At 67.0% G+C, this 16,701-nt stretch carries 16 protein-coding genes and 1 pseudogene; 10 read left to right on the top strand and 7 right to left on the bottom strand.

What is annotated here, in order from left to right:
• The first annotated feature begins 225 nt into the window (after window positions 1–225).
• The gene (locus tag GNX95_RS29180) at window positions 226–375 is read left to right on the top strand and encodes a hypothetical protein (RefSeq protein ID WP_163510837.1); all 150 of its coding nucleotides are present in this window, start codon (window positions 226–228) and stop codon (window positions 373–375) included.
• 30 nt (window positions 376–405) lie between these two features.
• Complete coding sequence (locus GNX95_RS44445; RefSeq protein ID WP_163510836.1) at window positions 406–1,089, top strand: transposase; 684 nt, start codon at window positions 406–408, stop codon at window positions 1,087–1,089.
• Here the strand turns inward: GNX95_RS44445 and GNX95_RS29170 are convergent.
• The 5 genes and pseudogenes from GNX95_RS29170 to GNX95_RS29150 all read right to left on the bottom strand — a co-directional run.
• Window positions 978–2,266, bottom strand: a pseudogene (locus GNX95_RS29170) (IS256 family transposase); the annotation flags it as partial. The gene GNX95_RS44445 and the pseudogene GNX95_RS29170 sit on opposite strands and share 112 nt — an antisense overlap.
• Before the next feature lie 169 nt (window positions 2,267–2,435).
• On the bottom strand, window positions 2,436–2,738 hold the full coding sequence (locus GNX95_RS29165) for a hypothetical protein (RefSeq protein WP_163510835.1): 303 nt from the start codon (window positions 2,736–2,738) through the stop codon (window positions 2,436–2,438).
• A 365-nt stretch (window positions 2,739–3,103) separates the two neighbouring features.
• Window positions 3,104–3,877 carry an endonuclease/exonuclease/phosphatase family protein gene (locus tag GNX95_RS29160; RefSeq protein ID WP_163510834.1) on the bottom strand — a complete coding sequence of 258 codons (774 nt, stop codon included), beginning with the start codon at window positions 3,875–3,877 and terminating at the stop codon, window positions 3,104–3,106.
• On the bottom strand, window positions 3,874–5,112 hold the full coding sequence (locus GNX95_RS29155) for an MFS transporter (protein WP_163510832.1): 1,239 nt from the start codon (window positions 5,110–5,112) through the stop codon (window positions 3,874–3,876). Before GNX95_RS29155 ends, GNX95_RS29160 begins: the two co-directional genes overlap by 4 nt.
• A gap of 26 nt (window positions 5,113–5,138) precedes the next feature.
• On the bottom strand, window positions 5,139–5,759 hold the full coding sequence (locus GNX95_RS29150; protein ID WP_163510831.1) for a LysE family transporter: 621 nt from the start codon (window positions 5,757–5,759) through the stop codon (window positions 5,139–5,141).
• A 188-nt stretch (window positions 5,760–5,947) separates the two neighbouring features.
• On the opposite strand from GNX95_RS29150, the gene GNX95_RS29145 reads away from it, so the two are divergent.
• The 5 genes from GNX95_RS29145 (at window position 5,948) to GNX95_RS29125 (ending at window position 11,900) form a co-directional block, all read left to right on the top strand.
• Window positions 5,948–6,616, top strand: a complete 669-nt coding sequence (locus tag GNX95_RS29145; RefSeq protein WP_163510830.1) for a sulfotransferase family protein — start codon at window positions 5,948–5,950, stop codon at window positions 6,614–6,616.
• A gap of 503 nt (window positions 6,617–7,119) precedes the next feature.
• A complete protein-coding gene (gene rhaI, locus GNX95_RS29140; protein ID WP_163510828.1) occupies window positions 7,120–8,301 on the top strand; it encodes an L-rhamnose isomerase in 1,182 nt (393 codons plus the stop codon).
• Between the two features lie 71 nt (window positions 8,302–8,372).
• A complete protein-coding gene (locus GNX95_RS29135) occupies window positions 8,373–10,427 on the top strand; it encodes a bifunctional aldolase/short-chain dehydrogenase (RefSeq protein ID WP_163510827.1) in 2,055 nt (684 codons plus the stop codon).
• 54 nt (window positions 10,428–10,481) lie between these two features.
• A complete protein-coding gene (locus GNX95_RS29130; RefSeq protein WP_163510826.1) occupies window positions 10,482–10,706 on the top strand; it encodes a LuxR C-terminal-related transcriptional regulator in 225 nt (74 codons plus the stop codon).
• Between the two features lie 75 nt (window positions 10,707–10,781).
• On the top strand, window positions 10,782–11,900 hold the full coding sequence (locus GNX95_RS29125; RefSeq protein WP_163510824.1) for a CobW family GTP-binding protein: 1,119 nt from the start codon (window positions 10,782–10,784) through the stop codon (window positions 11,898–11,900).
• A gap of 12 nt (window positions 11,901–11,912) precedes the next feature.
• Here the strand turns inward: GNX95_RS29125 and GNX95_RS29120 are convergent, their stop codons facing one another.
• Window positions 11,913–12,434: an XdhC family protein gene (locus GNX95_RS29120; protein WP_163510823.1), complete on the bottom strand. Its 522-nt coding sequence runs from the start codon at window positions 12,432–12,434 to the stop codon at window positions 11,913–11,915.
• Here GNX95_RS29120 and GNX95_RS29115 point away from each other — a divergent pair.
• Window positions 12,326–13,303, top strand: a complete 978-nt coding sequence (locus GNX95_RS29115) for a DUF2071 domain-containing protein (protein ID WP_163510822.1) — start codon at window positions 12,326–12,328, stop codon at window positions 13,301–13,303. The genes GNX95_RS29120 and GNX95_RS29115 overlap by 109 nt on opposite strands.
• A 151-nt stretch (window positions 13,304–13,454) precedes the next feature.
• The gene (locus GNX95_RS29110; RefSeq protein WP_163510820.1) at window positions 13,455–14,288 is read left to right on the top strand and encodes a TIGR03619 family F420-dependent LLM class oxidoreductase; all 834 of its coding nucleotides are present in this window, start codon (window positions 13,455–13,457) and stop codon (window positions 14,286–14,288) included.
• Here the strand turns inward: GNX95_RS29110 and GNX95_RS29105 are convergent.
• On the bottom strand, window positions 14,276–14,920 hold the full coding sequence (locus GNX95_RS29105) for a TetR/AcrR family transcriptional regulator (RefSeq protein ID WP_163510819.1): 645 nt from the start codon (window positions 14,918–14,920) through the stop codon (window positions 14,276–14,278). The two genes, GNX95_RS29110 and GNX95_RS29105, sit on opposite strands and share 13 nt — an antisense overlap.
• 122 nt (window positions 14,921–15,042) lie before the next feature.
• Here GNX95_RS29105 and groL point away from each other — a divergent pair, with 122 nt between their 5' ends.
• Window positions 15,043–16,650: a chaperonin GroEL gene (groL, locus tag GNX95_RS29100; RefSeq protein ID WP_163510817.1), complete on the top strand. Its 1,608-nt coding sequence runs from the start codon at window positions 15,043–15,045 to the stop codon at window positions 16,648–16,650.
• The last annotated feature ends 51 nt before the right edge of the window (window positions 16,651–16,701 follow it).

Raw genomic sequence — 16,701 nt, 5'->3', positions numbered from 1 at the left:
TAATACCCCATCGGCCGACAACGCCGCACCGCCGGGGTCAGGTGTTTCCTTTGCCATGCAACGTAAATCGCGGCGCGCGCGTTGAGCTGGAATAGGCGCTGCTGCTGCCATCGTAGAGGGGGTGAGTTGGCGAGGTCGAATTTGGCCAGGTTGCATGGCTTGTTGTGGCCGTGTGTTGGCTGGGTGGAACCGTTTACGCAGGCGGGGACGTACGCGGTGGGGTTGGTGACTGACCTGCCGCGCAAGGATGGGTGGTCGCTGGCCGAGCATGCTGGTGATGCCACGCTGGACCGGATGCAGCGGCTGCTGAATCACGCGGCGTGGGATCACGACGCCGCGATAGCGGTGATCCGCGGTTTCGTGGTGGGGTTTTGAAGGACCAGTCGCTGCGAGTGGCTGCGGTGGATGAGTCCGGGCGGGAAACAGGGAAGCGCGACGGCCGGCACGCAACGGCACTATATGGGCTGCGCGGGCCGGGTCGCCAATGGCGTCAACACCGTTTATTGGTCGTACGCCACAGGCGGCGGCCATGCCCTGGTGGGCGCCAAGATCTGGCTGCCCGCCGGGCAGCTCGATGACGCAGACCGCCGTGTCGCGCTGGGAATCGGCGATGACGTGGTCTTTCCAACGAAGCCGCAGCTGGTCATCGACATTCTGACTGACATGGTTGCTGATAGCACGATGCCGCCCTGGTGCGCCGGCGACGAGGTCTACGGCAGGGCGAGCGAGTCCCGAACTTTCCTTGAGAACAACGGAACCGGCTACGTCGTGCGGGTCGGGTGCGCCTTCGGTGTCGACGCCGCCCAAGGGCTGAGAATACGCGCCGACGAGTTGGTGAGACGGTTTCTCCCGCCCGCCTCGTGGCAGGTCTGCTCGGTCAACGGTTCCAAAGGCGAACGAGAGTACGCGTGGGGCCTGTCACAACTTATGTGTAAGTCGAAGGTGATTGGCCTACTTTCCCTATTTTATCAGAAAGGTAGTCTTCCCGGGAATATTTGGGTGAGGGTGTTAAGTGCTATTCTCCAGCCCCAGGTGCCGGTTCCGGATTCTCCGCCGCGTTGGGTGGTGATGTTGCGTAGTCCAAGGTAGATGAGTTTCATGGCGGCGTCTTTGTCGGGGAAGTGTCCGCGGTTTTTGGTGATTTTGCGGAGTTGGAAGTTGATGGACTCGATCTGGTTGGTGGTGTAGACGACCTTGCGGAGTTCTGCGGGGTAGTCCAGGAACGGAGTGAACTCGTTCCATGCGTTGTTCCAGACCTCGACGGCGCCGGGGTACTGTTTTCCGTGTTGTTTGGCGAACTCCTCGCGGGCGAGCTCGGCGGCTTCCAGGTTAGGCGCGGTGTAGATCTCGCGCATCGACCGGGCCAGCGGTTTGCGGTCTTTGTAGGAAACGAACCGCATGGCGTTGCGGATCACGTGCACGACACAGGTCTGCACGACGGTGTCCGGGAAGATCGAGCGGATCGCGTCCGGGAGACCGGTCAGGCCGTCGCAGCAGGCGATCAGGATGTCCTTCACGCCGCGGTTGCGCAGGTCGGACAGGACCTTGGCCCAGAACTTGGCACCCTCGCTGTCCTGGATCCAGCAGCCCAGCGCGTGTTTGCGACCATCGACGTCCACCCCGATGGCCAGGTAGGCGACCCTTGGTGGTGACCACACCGTTGTCCTTGATCCGCAGCCGGATGCCGTCGACGTAGAGGATCGGGTAGACCTCATCCAGCGGACGTGACTGACCCCACTGTGACACACGCCTTGATCTCATCGACGACCACGTCGGTGACGTTGGAGATCAACTCCCGGGACGCGTTTATCCCATACGTTTCAAGCAAATGAGCCTCGATGTCCCGCGTTGTCAAGCCACGTGAATACAAAGACAGGATCATCTCGTCGATATTCTTGAGGCGACGGGCATGTTTGGGCACGATCGTCGGCTCGAACGATCCGTTCCGATCTCGCGGCACCTCGATCTGGACCGGGCCGCTGATCGTGGACACCGTCTTGCGGGTCCGACCGTTGCGTGAGTTCCCGGTCCCGCGACCCTCGGATGAGCCTGGCTCATAGCCTAGATGGTCGGTCATCTCGGTCTGCAAGGCTCGCTCCAGCACGGCCTTGGTCATCTGGTTCAGCAGACCATCCACGCCATCCAACGGCGTCCCAGCGGCCTTCGCGTCAGTCAACAACGCGTCGATCGTCTCCGCCGAGAACGCCTCCGCCAGCCGCGCAGCCGCCGCCTCGTCCCGATCACCAGGCGATGATTTCTGAGTCACTCGGTGTCCCTTCCGACCAGCCAACAAGCCAGTCAATCTTGGTCCACCTCCGACTTACACAGTTGTTATGACACGCCCTACGCGTGGGCCTGGGTAAGCACGACCGGTCCCCGTCATTTCCTGCTGATCCGCAGGCATTTGGACACCGGTGAGCTGCCAATCACTACTGTTACATTCCACCGACCGAGCCGATCGCCTTCACGACACCGGTCCGGGTGGCCTGCCTGCGCTGGCCAGTCCAGGAAGACGTCGAATTCGGCAAGACCATTTCGGGCTGGATCACTCCCAGGCCCGCCCCTACACCGCCCTGTTCCGGCATATCGATCTGACAACGGCCGCGCTGGCCGTCTGCGCGATCACCGCCGCTCACGCCAAAACCCGCGCGCCAGCGCCCGTCCTTCCCCACACACCTGACCAACAGCCACCACCGGACATGGGCCCGATCACACTGACCGTCGCCGAGATCAAACACCCATACACCCTGCTCACCCGCCAGATCTGGCCCCCAACGCATCATCCGCACCGGACCCTGTAGCGACGACGCCACCAAGCCCGCGCCCGGTGGTTCCACCACCGCACCCGACTCCGCCGACAACCCCAACCAACAAGACAAGATCGCTACATACCCGAGGTCGAGGCGCTCTATCAGCCCCATACCTAGCCGGAGATCGCTTTTGTCATTTCCCAGACCCGTCAATTTCACGGCGAACCGGCCGTCGCTGCTCGTCCAGTCTGAGCCGCTGCACCCGTTTACGGTCCGGTTAAAGTCACGCCGCCGCCGGTACGTGACGGCTCCAGCGCGTACGCCTCTCGGGTGCCAACACGTGGTCGTCGAGGCTAAACGGTGATGCGGGCGAGGACGGGGTAGTGGTCGGAGGCTTCGCGGCCTGGTGGGAAAACCAGCGTTTCCGTGCTGATCTTCGGATGTGGCCGGCGACCGGTTTCGTCCAGATAGCCGACATAGTCCAGCACTTCCGCGTACGCGGCATAGCGCCGACCGGTGAGCGGGTTGCGGCCGTCGTACGTGGCGGCGTGCAGTCTGCCGGAAGGCTCGATCCGGCCGTCGATCGCGGCGTTGGCGCTGCGGCGGTCGGCCGGCTCGGTGTTGAGGTCGCCGGCGATCAGCACCGGCTGGTCGGCCGGCGCTTTCGCCGACACCAACGCGCGCAACTCGGCCAGCTGCACCAGCCGTACGCCGTGCCGGTGGCCGCGCTCGTCGGCCTGCAGATGCGTTGCGGCGAGCCAAAGTCCGCCGGGCACGTCAAACGACAGCAGCGCGACACCCTTGTCGGAGAGTGCGTCGGTGGTCAGCGGTTGATACGCCTCGTACGTGTGCGCGTACGACTCCAGGATCGGCAACCGGCTCAGCACGTGAATGCCGCTGCCGACCATCCGGCTGAGATAGCCACGCCGTCCGGTGCCGCCAGCGGCCGCCGTCACGGAATAGCCGGTCAGCTGGGAAATGAGCGCGCGAGAATGCCGGTTGAACGCTTCGTTGAGCACCACGATGTCGGCGTCGGCGTCACGGATCACTTGCAACGCAAGAGAAGCGCGCCGTGCCGAGCCGCGTAACGGCAGCTGCAAGACGTTGAAGGTCAGAAGCGAAATCACTGCACGCTCTTGATCGGCTGTACGGTCAGCGCGGAAATGATCGCGGCCACGACGGCCAGAACATAGATGGTCGGATAGCCGAACTGGTCACGTCCGAGCAGTGACAGGACGAGGCCGCCGATCGCGCCGGCGAAGACATAGGGCAGATTGTTGGCGATGTTGATGATGCCGAGATCCTTGCCGCGATGCTCGGCTTTGGGCAGCACCTGCGTGATCAGCGCCTGGTCCACGGCCGAATACGCTCCCCAGCCGAGACCGAGGAAAATCGCCGCGACGATCGCGGACGGGAGGTTGGTGAAGCAGGCGAACACCAGTCCGGCCAGGCCCTGCAGGACCGCGGCGATGACCACCAGCCGCTTGCGCCGCATCGTACGGTCGGACCACCGGCCGGCCGGAATCGCCGCAGCCACCGCGAAAACCGTGTAGAGGCCGACCAGGATCAGCGTCCACAGCTGCGGGTCGACGTGCAGCCGGTCCTGCAACAAATAGTAGAGATAGACCTGGATGAGCGCGTTGGAGAGCTGGATGAAAAACCGGCCGCTCCAGGCCCAGGAGAAGTCGCGGTGCCGCAGCGGCTCGACGATGCCGATCAGCGTACGCCGCAACGAAAACGGCGGCCGCTGGTCCTTGGTCAGTGGCACGCCGCGAGTGCCGAATGCGAACGGCAACGACAGCAGTACGGCCAGGATCGCGATGCCGAGAAAGCCCGGCAGCACCTCGGTGAGCACCAGGCTGACCAACGCGATGCCGATCAGCGGACCGACTGTGCTGGAAACTCCCCAGAAAGCCGACACGAACGCGCGTTGGTTGACCGGCACGTCGTCCGGGATCGCCGCGGAAAGCGCCGCACTGGACATCGACAGGCCGACCTGGACCAGGGCCCACACCAGCACCATGCCGACGACCGTGGTCTGAAAACCCTGCGCGGCAAGGAAAACACCGGTCACCAGGGTGCCGCCGAGGACCCAGACCTGCCGGCGGCCGCGGCGGTGCAGCGTACGGTCGGACCAGGCGCCGACGGCGATGTTGACGACGATCGTCACGACAGAGGCGACCACCGTGACGACACCGATGACCGCCTCGCGACTGTTGCCGGCGACCTGGTCGGCCTGCTTCGGCAGCAGCACCTGAGCGGCCGCGTAATAGGGCATCAGCCAGCCGAAACTGGCAAACGTCCACTTCGCGATCCAGCCACCGGTGGCCGGTGTGGTCGCCTCCTGCAGGGCTGTCGCCATGGCCCCAGATTGAACCACGGCGACCACTACCCGAGGACGGTTTTGGCCGCGAGCGCGACGATGACGACGCTGGAGACGTACGCGCTGGCCAGCCGGCCGCTCGGCGTGCCGAGAAACCGTCCCGCGACCGCGCCGCCGCCGGCGAGCAGCAGCTGCCAGGCCGCGGAGGCGACGAAGGCCGCCAACGCGAAGGCCACCTGCTCGGCCACCGACGCCAACGCCGCCGAGTGTCCGATGACCAACGCGGCGAAGGTCAACACCGTCGTCGGGTTCACCGCGGTCAGGCCGACGAAGCTCGCGTACGCGCGCAACGGCGTGCTCAGTGGCGCTCCCGGCGGCGGCACGGTCTTCTCACGGAAGTGCCGGGTGGCGGTCCATGCCGTACGCGCCGCGATCACGATCAGGATGACGACCGCGACCCACCGCAACACGGGTGCGGCCGGCACGATCGCGGCGGCGACCGCGGCGCCGCCAAGGGTTGCCAGCAGGGCATAAGCGCCGTCGGTGGTGGCGACGCCGAGTGCGGCGGCCGCGCCGACGCGCAGCGAGACCCGCGAGGACAGGCTGATCAGCAGCGTCCCGATCGCACCGATCGGGATCGCCACGGCCCAGCCGGCGACGGCCCCCGCGACGATCGCGGCGATCACCGTCGGAAGCGCGCGCGGTGACCGCCACCGGAGCAGCGCTGCTGTCGCGTCGTACGAGTGGTCGTACGGACGCGGGTCTGCAGCTTGCTCACTGGTGTGGTCACTCGGTCATGGTGCGGTCGATCGATCATGCCGGCAACCGAAATTCCGAAAGCTCGGACACCGAGGCATCTGGCAGACTTCCCGGCATGCTGAAGGTCATCGGAGCCGGGTTCGGACGGACCGGCACGCTGTCGCTGAAAACCGCGTTGGAGACGCTCGGCTTCGGGCCGTGCTATCACATGGTGGAGGTGATCGACAACCTCGACCGGATCGACGACTGGACGGCCGCGATGGCCGGCGAGCCGGACTGGGACCGCACCTTCGCCGGCTATCAGGCCACCGTCGACTGGCCGGGCTGCACGTACTGGCGCGAGCTGGCCGACCGCTATCCGCGGGCCAAGGTGCTGCTTTCGGTGCGAGACCCGGAAAAGTGGTACGACAGCGTCGCCAACACGATCTACTACGTCAGCAAGCTGGCGATGAACCCGGAGACGATGCCACCGGCGATGCGGGAGCGGCTCGCCGGCCTGCCGCGCGACGACCGCCGCAAGTTGGTCGACGAGCTGATCTGGCAGCGCACCTTCGGCGGCCGCTTCGAGGACCGCGCGTACGCGATTTCCGTGTTCGAGCAGCACAATCAGGCCGTACGCGACGCGATCCCGGCCGACCGGCTGCTGGAATACCAGGTCGGGGAGGGATGGCAGCGGCTGTGCGACTTCCTCGGCGCGCCGGTGCCGGACGAGGATTTTCCGCGCGTCAACGACGGCGCCTCCTTCCGGGAGATGGTGCTGGAAGGAAAACTGCCGGAAAACTGACCTGTAGCGGTCAGATCACTGGCTGAAACCGGTCAGGTTCTTGTAAGGAGGCCACCCCACGCGGTTCGGTGACGGCAGTGGCCTCCTCCTCGCCGCATAGTTGGTAAATGGTAATTATCGTAATTAGCTGGATAAGTCCGATTGGTTAGTTTCGCTGCGGTGGCTCGTAAATAGCCGGCGCCGGGCGCGCGAACCGATCCCACTGACCGCATGGTCAGTGGTTGGATCCAATTTGATATTTGCTGTCGAAACCGCCGGGACAAGATCCTCCCGCGCTGCGCCGGCCCGCCGGCATCCACGGCTTTACCGGCGCTTTTGGCGTTTTGGCGTGATCATTCACCGGTTCCTTGACCGGTCCGGAAGCGTCGCGTGGCTCGTTGCCCAACTCACACGGGTTGGGCGCCAACTATTGACATCATGCCTCGTCAGGGCCAAGGCTACGTCACAGCACGGGATTGAAACGATTTACGCACCTGTGCCGGCTGCCTTGGAGGAGACCGCCGATGACCGAGCTCGACCCGGCCCGCCGTCAGGCGGTCGTCGCCGCCCTGCGCGCGCAGCGGATCGAGACACCGTCGTGGGCCTACGGCAACTCTGGCACGCGCTTCAAGGTTTTCGCGCAGGAAGGTGTGCCGCGCACGCCGTACGAGAAGATCGACGACGCGGCCATGGTGCACGCGTTGACCGGCGTGGCACCGAGCGTGGCGATCCACATACCCTGGGACAAAGTGGACGATTACTCGGAACTCGCGCGATATGCCATCGACAAAGGCATAAGGATCGGCGCGATCAATCCGAACGTCTTCCAGGAGGACGACTACCGGCTCGGCAGCGTCTGCAATCCCGACCCCGGCATACGGCGTAAGGCGACCGACCACCTGCTGGAATGTGTGCAGATCGGCGAGGCGACCGGCTCGACGCTGCTGTCCCTGTGGTTTGCCGACGGCACCAACTATGCCGGCCAGGACGACATTTCGGCGCGCCAGGAGCGGCTGCACACCGCGCTGCGCGAGACGTACGACCGGATGCCGGACGGCATGCGCATGCTGCTGGAATACAAGTTCTTCGAGCCGCACTTCTACACGATGGACGTGCCGGACTGGGGAACCTCGTTCGCGCACTGCGTACGCCTCGGCGACCGCGCGCAGGTGCTGGTCGACACCGGCCACCACGCTCCCGGCACCAACATCGAGTTCCTGGTGGCGGTGCTGCTCGGCCAGGGCAAGCTCGGCGGTTTTCATTTCAACAGCCGGAACTACGCCGACGACGACCTGATGGTCGGCGCCGCCGATCCGTTCCAGCTCTTCCGGATCATGAACGAGATCGTCGGTGCACGTGCATTGTCGGCCGACGCCGGCGTCGCGTTCATGCTCGACCAATGTCACAACCTGGAGCCAAAAATCCCGGCGATGTTGCGCTCCGTGCTCAACGTCCAGGAGGCGACGGCGAAAGCATTATTGGTTGACCGGGAAGCGTTGACTCAGGCGCAGGCATCTGGTGATGTGCTTGGAGCGCATGCGGTGTTGATGGACGCGTTCTCCACCGACGTACGTCCGTTGCTGGCGCAGCTGCGTGAGGACATGGGGGTCGATCCGGATCCGATCGGGGCGTACCACCGGTCCGGCTACCAGAAACGCATTGAGGCGGAGCGGGTCGGCGGGTCGGCTATGGGCTGGGGCGCATAGCAAACCGCTTTGTTGTGCAACTTCGGCAACGATGCCGTCAACAACGTTTCGGGGCTGACAGAGAGCGAGACATGAGTACGCATCCGCAGGTCGCCGAGCTGCTCGCGCGCAGCCACCGGCTCGGCGCCGACCCGCGCAACACCAACTTCGCCGGCGGCAACGCCTCGGCGAAGGGCAGCGCGGTGGACCCGGTGACCGGCCAGCCGGTCGACCTGATGTGGGTGAAGGGCTCCGGTGGCGACCTCGGCACGCTCACCGAGAACGGCCTGGCCGTGCTGCGGCTCGACCGCCTGCGCGCGCTCGTCGACAGCTATCCGGGAGTGGCGCGCGAGGACGAGATGGTCGCCGCCTTCGACTTCTGCCTGCACGGCAAAGGTGGTGCGGCCCCGTCGATCGACACCGCGATGCACGGCCTGGTCGACGCAGCTCACGTAGACCACCTGCACCCTGACGCCGGCATCGCGCTGGCGACCGCGGCCGACGGCGAGCGGCTGGTGGCCGACTGCTTCGGCGACCGCGTGCTGTGGGTGCCGTGGCGGCGGCCGGGATTCCAGCTCGGCCTCGATATCGCGGCGATAAAACGTGACAATCCGCAGGCGATCGGCGTCGTACTCGGCGGCCATGGGATCACCGCATGGGGCGAGGACTCGGCACGCTGTGAGGCGCACTCGCTGGAGATCATCCGTACGGCCACCGACTACCTCGCCAAGCACGGTAAGGCCGATCCGTTCGGCGCACTCGTACACGCGCCGCTGAGCGACGACGCGAGGCACGCGCGCGCGGCCGAGCTCGCGCCGGTGCTGCGCGGCCTGGCCTCGACCGACCGCCGTCAGGTCGGCCACTTCACCGACACCGAGGTCGTCCTCGATTTCGTTGGCCGGCAACGGATGCCGGAGCTGGCCGCACTCGGCACGTCGTGTCCCGACCACTTCCTGCGCACCAAGGTGCGGCCGATGGTGCTGGACCTGCCGCCGGACGCGCCGCTGGAGCGGGTCGTCGAGCGGCTGCGCGAGCTGCACACGGCCTATCGCGACGATTACCGCGCGTACTACGAGAAGTACGCCGACGCCGACTCTCCGGCGATGCGTGGCGCCGATCCGGCGATCGTGCTGGTGCCTGGCGTCGGCATGTTCTCCTACGGCGCCGACAAGCAGACCGCGCGGGTCGCCGGCGAGTTCTATGTCAACGCGATCAACGTGATGCGCGGCGCCGAGGCAGTGTCGACGTACGCGCCGATCGACGAGTCGGAGAAGTTCCGGATCGAGTACTGGGCCCTGGAGGAGGCCAAGCTGGCGCGGCGGCCGAAACCGAAGGCGCTGGCCGGTCGGGTCGCGCTGGTCACCGGCGGTGCCTCCGGCATCGGCCGCGCGACCGCCGTGCGGCTGGCCGCCGACGGCGCGTGCGTCGTGGTCGCCGACCGGGACGCCGAGCGGGCCGCCGAGGTGGCCGCCGAGCTCGGCGAACAACAGAAAGCTTTACGTGAGGCCGATGTCGCGGTGGCGGTGGCCGCCGACGTGTCGGACGCCGCGGCGGTGGCGGAGATGGTCGCCGCCGCGAGCCTCGCGTACGGCGGGGTCGACCTGGTCGTGAACAACGCGGGCCTGTCGATCTCGAAGCGGTTGCTGGACACCACCGACCAGGACTGGGACGTGCAGCACGCGGTGATGGCGCGCGGCTCGTTCCTGGTGTCCCGAGCGGCGACGGCGGTGATGGTCGCGCAGGGGCTCGGCGGCGACATCGTCTACGTCTCCAGCAAGAACGGGGTCTTCGCCGGTCCGAACAACGTCGCGTACGGCGCGGCGAAGGCGGACCAGGCTCACCAGGTGCGGCTGCTGGCCGCCGAGCTGGGTGAGTTTGGCATCAGAGTCAACGGCGTGAACCCGGATGGGGTGGTCCGGGGTTCGGGGATCTTCGCCGGGGGGTGGGGGGCACAGCGAGCCGCGGTCTACGGGGTTCCCGAGGAGAAACTCGGCGAGTTCTACGCGCAGCGCACGCTCCTGAAACGAGAGGTATTGCCGGAGACGGTGGCCGCTGCGGTGGCCGTACTCGCCGGCAACGAACTGTCACACACCACCGGGTTGCACATCCCGGTCGACGCCGGGGTCGCAGCCGCGTTCCTGCGTTAGACCGGGTCAGGGTGACCAGATCTCCAACGGCGTGAGGAGGCCGATGTGAGCGTTATGACCGAAGATGCGGCGGTGCTGCGGAGCTTCGAGCCGCTGACCGAGGACGACGTGGTGCTGCTGCGGCTGCTCGCCGACGGCCTGCCACTGGAGTCGGTGGCCCGCCGGCTGCAGCTGTCCGCGCGTACGGTCCGCCGGCGGACCCGTGCGATCTGCGACCACCTGGGCGTACGCGCGCCGGTCCAGGCCATCGTGTGGGCCGCGCGGCGGGGGTTGCTCTAGCTCTACCGAACGTCCTGGCGTAGCCTCGCTTCCAGACCGTAATGAAAATGGTTTTCATCTCGATCTGGAGGGTGCATGCCACGAGTGACGGTGCTGTCCGGGTTCAGCCGTCGCGCCACCCGGGCCGCCACCGAAGAGCTGCTGACGGCTGACCGGTCGCTGGTCGTGATCCGTCACGACCTGTCCGCGCTGGCAGAGGGTCGGTTGCACCGCTTCGTCTGCACCGCCGACGAGGTGCTGGAGTCCGAGACGGTCGACCTCGTGCACGGCTGCGTGTCGTGCTCGCTGCGTGAGGACGTACTGCCGACGCTCGTACGGCTGGCGCGCGCCCGGCCGGACGCCGACCAGCTGCTGGTGTTGCCGGACATCGTCGAGCCGGAGCAGATCGCCTCCGCCTGCGTCGCCTGCGTGATCGACGGACGGCCTCTGCTCGACTGGGTGCGGCTCGGCGCGTTCGTCACCGCCATCGACGGCGGGACGTTCGTCGCGGACCTGACCGGCGAGGACGACCTGGCCGACCGCGGCCGGCAGACCGCGCCGGACGACGACCGCGCGGTCGCCGGCGTCATCCTGCGGCAGCTGGAGTTTGCCGACGTCGTACTGGTCGACACCGCTGACCTGGCCGTGGCCGACCTGCTCGCGTCGCTGGTGCCGTGGGTCTCGCGGCGGCCGGTCAGCGAGGCGGCGTCGGTGTTGCGCGGTCCGCATCGCGACCTGGCCACGCCGACCGCCGCGCTGCGAGGTCTCGAAGGGCTGCCCGTCGCGCTCGGCAGCGCGCTGCATTTCACCGCGCGGCGGCCTTTCCATCCCGGCCGGCTGGACGCCGCGTTGCCGCAGTTGATCGAGCACACCGTACGCGGCCGCGGCCATCTGTGGCTGGCCACCCAACCGGACACGGTCATCGCGTACGAGTCGCACGGCTGCGGCGTCAGCATGGGGGCCGCCGGCCTGTGGCTGGCCGCCGCCGAGGCCGACTGGTCGGAGGCGTCGCCGGGCCGTCGTACGGCGGCGTCGCTCGGCTGGGACGAGTACTTCGGCGACCGCTGTGTCGAGCTGGTCTTCGTCGACGTGGGCGGCGACCGTGCGCACCTGCGTGCCTTGCTGACCGCCTGCTTGTTGACCGACGACGAGCTGGCGCTCGGCCAGGAGGCGTGGCTGGAGTTCCCCGACCCGTACGCCGACTGCTTCGTCTGACCCTCGCGGTGGTCAGAAGTGGAAGCCGCCCGGCCGGTTGTTGCGGTCGGCGAGCAGGCCGGCGAGCGTGGCCACCGCGATCTCGGCCGGCCGCCGCGAGCCGATGTTGAGGCCGACCGGCCGGTGTACGCGGTCGATGTCGGCCTGCGCCACGCCGAGCTCGCGCAGCGCCTGGACATGCGGCCCCGGATGGCGCGGATTGCCCATCACGCCGATCCACCGCGCCGGGTGCTTCAGCGAGTCGGCCAGCACCTGACCCAGCTCCGCGCGGTGATGGTCGGTGACGACCACGTCCGCGGTGCCGTCCAGCGCCGGCACGTCGGCCGCCGCGATCAGGCCGTCCTTCTCGGCCTGGCCGCGTCGCTCCGCGTCCGGCTCGACGAGTACGGTCTGGAAGCCGGCGTCGGTCGCGTACCGCACCAGGAATGCCGCGACCGGCGACGCGAACACGGCCACCAACAGCCGGTCGCCGGCCAGCTCGGTTGTCATCCCGTGTGCGACCGCACACGCGGGGTCGATCCGTTCATCGGTCATATCCACCGGATTACCACGTCCACCGGGGCCTGTCACCCTCCGATCGGCCGCTGCGCTATTGTCCAGCCGTCGGTGTCCACATTGGACAGAGAAAGCTGAACGTGTCGTTTTTTCGTGCGCTGAGCCGCCATCCACTGCCTGTACATGCACATTTCGACCACTCACTGGTGATCACCTACGCCTTACCGCCGGAACAGGTGCAGCCGTTGCTGCCGGCCGGACTCGACCTGGAGATCTATCGTTCTCCTTACGGAGAACGGCATGCACTGGTCGCCGTCGCGCTGGTCAGCCTGCGTCACCTGCGACTGCCGGGCCTGCCGCGGATGATGGGCCTGCGCACGATCATGACCGGATACAGGGTTTTCGCGCGCTATCAGACACCTGGCGGCCGGATCCTGCGCGGACTGCGCCATCTACGAAACGATGCGGACAGCGCATTGTTGACCAGGACCGGAAACGTGTTCACCGATTACGACCACCAGCGCATCCAGGCGTGGACCGAGGAGCAGGACGACGCCGTACGCTTCGTCGCGCACTCCGCCGACGGCACCGCCGATGTCGACGTGGTGGCGAATCTGAAGGAAACTCCGCTCTGGGACACGGTTTTCGCCAACCCGGACGACGCCAGGCGGTACGCCGGTCCGCGCGGCTACACGTTCGCGCCCGGCCGTGACGGCGGCATCGTGGTCGTACGGACCTATCGCAGCAACTGGGAACCGCGTCCGGTCGCGGTGGACGTACGCCGTGTCTCGTACTTCCAGCACGGCCTTTTCTCCGGCACCAAGCCGATCCTGGCGAGCGCGTTCTACATGGCGGATGTCAACTACGGCTGGCACCGCGGCCGCCTTCGGCCCGCCCGCGCCGGCTGAGTTCTCTTTGGCCGCATGGCCACCATGCGTGCGTTCAACGCAAGCATGGTGGCCATGCGACCGGCGGGCGGTGGTTGACATGCTGGGGCGGCATGGCGGCGATCCGGAAGTGTCGTTGGTCGCCGCCGGTGGCTCGGCCTAGGTTGGGGCTGTGAAATTCGGTCTCTTCATGGTGAACGGCTTTGTCTGCGCGGATCCGGCGGTCGCGGCCGAGGTGGTGAAGGCCGCCGAGGCGAGTGGCTGGGAGAGTGCCTGGACCGGCGAGCATTATGTGCTGCCCGATCCGCCGACCGGCCGGCAGCCGCGAATCACCAGTCCGCGGACGCCGTTCCTGGATCCCTTTGTCAGCCTCGCGTTCCTGGCCGCGCACACCACGACGTTGAAGCTGGGCACCGGTGTCACCGTCGTGCCGCTGCACAATCCGTTGATACTCGCCAAAGAAGTCGCCACGTTGGTACGCGCCAGCCGCGGCCGGTTCCTGTTCGGCGTCGGAGTCGGTTACCTGGAGCCGGAGTTCCGCGCGCTCGGCGTGCCGCTGGCCGGCCGTGGTGCGCGTACGGTCGAATATCTCGACGCGATGTCCGCGTTGTGGTCCGGAAAGACCGGCTATTCCGGCACGTACGTGGACTTCCGCGACATGCGCGCCGAGCCGGCGATCGACGCGCCGCCGATCCACTTCGGTGGCGAGGCGCCGCAGACGTACGCGCGGGTGGTCGAGCGGGGACACGGCTGGTATGGCTTCTGGCTCGACCCGGCGGCGGCCGGCGACTGCGTACGGCAGCTGCGCGAGGCGGCCGAGACTCGCGAAAGGCCAGCGGAGCTGGGAAAAGTCGAGGTGTCGGTGACACCGGACCAGCCGCTGAGCCGCGAGCTGGTCGAGGCGTACGAACGTGCCGGCGTCGATCGGCTGATCGTCGTGCCACCTCGCGGCGCGCGTGACGACCGCGACGCCCTGCTGCGCTTCGTCGAAGCTCAGGTCCGCTGATCGACCGCCTCCACCAGTGGCCTGACCAGGTCGAGTGCCTCGCCGAGTACGTCGGCGAAGTCGCGTTTTTCGTCTGGTTCGAGCCAGTTCTCGGTCGCCACGCGCGCGGCGGCGGACACCGCGGCGGCCGAGACGCGAGCGGTCAGGCCGGAGCCGATGCGTGCCTCGATCGCCGCGGCCAGTGGTTGTTCCAGTGCCGCGACGGTCTTCGCGTATTCCTCGCTGAGCGCCGGCGCCGACGCGATCAGCTTCACGGTTTCCTTTGTGAGATCGGGATTGCTGGCATACTGCTCGATCACGGCGCCGATCACCGCGGTCGCCAGCGGCTCGTCGGCAGGACGCTCGCGCAGCGCCATGCCGACGCGCAGCGCGCGGTCGGAGGCGATGGCGATGCAGATCGCCTGCAGCGTGTTCTGGAAATAGTTGTTGTACGTGCGCGGAGAGACGCCTGCCTCCTCCGCGATGTCGTTGACGCGTACGTTTTCCGGTCCGTGCACGAGCGCGAGGCGCAGTGCCGCCGCGCTCAGCGCGTCTCGCGTCGCGATCTTCTTTCGATCACGTAATCCCAGGTCAGCGTCGTTCTCAGGGGTGACGATGACCAACCCGTTGTGCTTGCGGAACGTCAGGTCCATGCCGGCAGTGTAGCCCAAGATGCGCGTACGCATTAATGCGTGCACGCAATTTTTGTGTATGGTGGTGTTGGCACTCGGCCGCGGCGAGTGCCAACGCCGACCGACATGAGGGGACAGACCGGATGACCGCCAAGCAGATCGCGTTCGACGAGCAGGCCCGCCGCGGCCTGGAACGCGGCATGAACATCCTCGCCGACGCCGTGAAGGTCACGCTCGGGCCGCGCGGACGCAACGTCGTGCTGGAGAAGAAGTGGGGTGCGCCGACGATCACCAACGACGGCGTGAGCATCGCCAAGGAGATCGAGCTTGTCGAGCCGTACGAGAAGATCGGCGCCGAGCTGGTGAAGGAGGTCGCCAAGAAGACCGACGACGTGGCCGGTGACGGCACGACGACGGCGACGGTTTTGGCGCAGGCACTCGTACGCGAAGGCCTGCGTAACGTCGCCGCCGGCGCGAACCCGCTCGGGCTCAAGCGAGGCATCGAAAAAGCCGTCGACGCGGTCACGCATCACCTGCGAGACGTGGCGCACGAGGTCGAGACACGCGAGCAGATCGCCGCCACCGCCTCGATTTCGGCCGCCGACGAGGCCATCGGGGAGCTGATCGCGGAGGCGCTGGACAAGGTCGGCAAGGAAGGCGTCGTCACCGTCGAGGAAAGCAACACCTTCGGACTGGAGCTGGAGCTGACCGAGGGAATGCGCTTCGACAAGGGTTATCTGGCGCCGCATTTCGTCACCGACTCCGACCGGATGGAGGCCGAGCTGGACGACCCGTACGTCCTGGTCACCGACACCAAGGTCTCGACCGTGAAGGATTTGTTGCCGCTGCTGGAAAAGATCATGCAGACCGGCAAGCCGCTGCTGATCGTCGCGGAGGACGTGGAAACCGAGGCGCTGGCCACGCTGATCCTCAACAAGGTCAAGGGGACGTTCAGGTCGGTGGCGGTGAAGGCGCCGGGCTTCGGCGACCGCCGCAAGGCCATGCTGACCGACCTGGCGATCCTCACCGGCGGCCAGGTGATCAGCGCGGATCTGGGGCTGACGCTGGAAAACGCCGACCTGCCGCTGCTCGGCCGCGCGCGCAAGGCGGTGATCACCAAGGACGAGACGACGATCGTGGACGGCGCCGGCGACCAGGAGCAGCTCGCCGGCCGGGTCAACCAGATCCGGGCCGAGATCGACCACAGCGACTCCGACTATGACCGGGAGAAACTCCAGGAACGGCTGGCAAAACTGGCCGGCGGCGTGGCGGTCGTGAAGGTCGGCGCGGCCACCGAGGTGGAGCTCAAGGAGCGCAAGCACCGCATCGAGGATGCCGTACGCAACGCCAAAGCCGCCGTCGAGGAGGGGATCGTCGCCGGCGGCGGAGTCGCGCTGCTGCAGGCCGCCGACGCGCTCGCCAAGCTCGACCTGACTGGCGACGAGGAGACCGGCGCGGCGATCGTACGGCTGGCTCTGGAGGCTCCGCTCAAGCAGATCGCCGTCAACGCCGGCCTGGAAGGCGGTGTGGTCGTCGAGAAAGTGCGGTCGTTGCCGGCCGGCCACGGCCTCAACGCGGCCACCGGTGCGTACGAGGACCTGCTCGCCGCCGGTGTCATCGATCCCGCCAAGGTCACGCGCTCGGCGCTGCAGAACGCGGCCTCGATCGCCGCGCTTTTCCTGACGACAGAGGCCGTGGTCGCCGACATCCCCGACAAGGAGCCGCCGGCGACTCCTGAGGTGGACTTCTAGGCCGAGTGGTCGCATGGCCACCATGCGTGCGCTGGACGCAAGCATGGTGGC

Origin of the sequence: Fodinicola acaciae (assembly GCF_010993745.1) — a bacterium.
GTDB classification, from domain to species: Bacteria; Actinomycetota; Actinomycetes; order Mycobacteriales; family HKI-0501; genus Fodinicola; species Fodinicola acaciae.
This window is presented reverse-complemented; position numbering and strand designations above follow the sequence as displayed.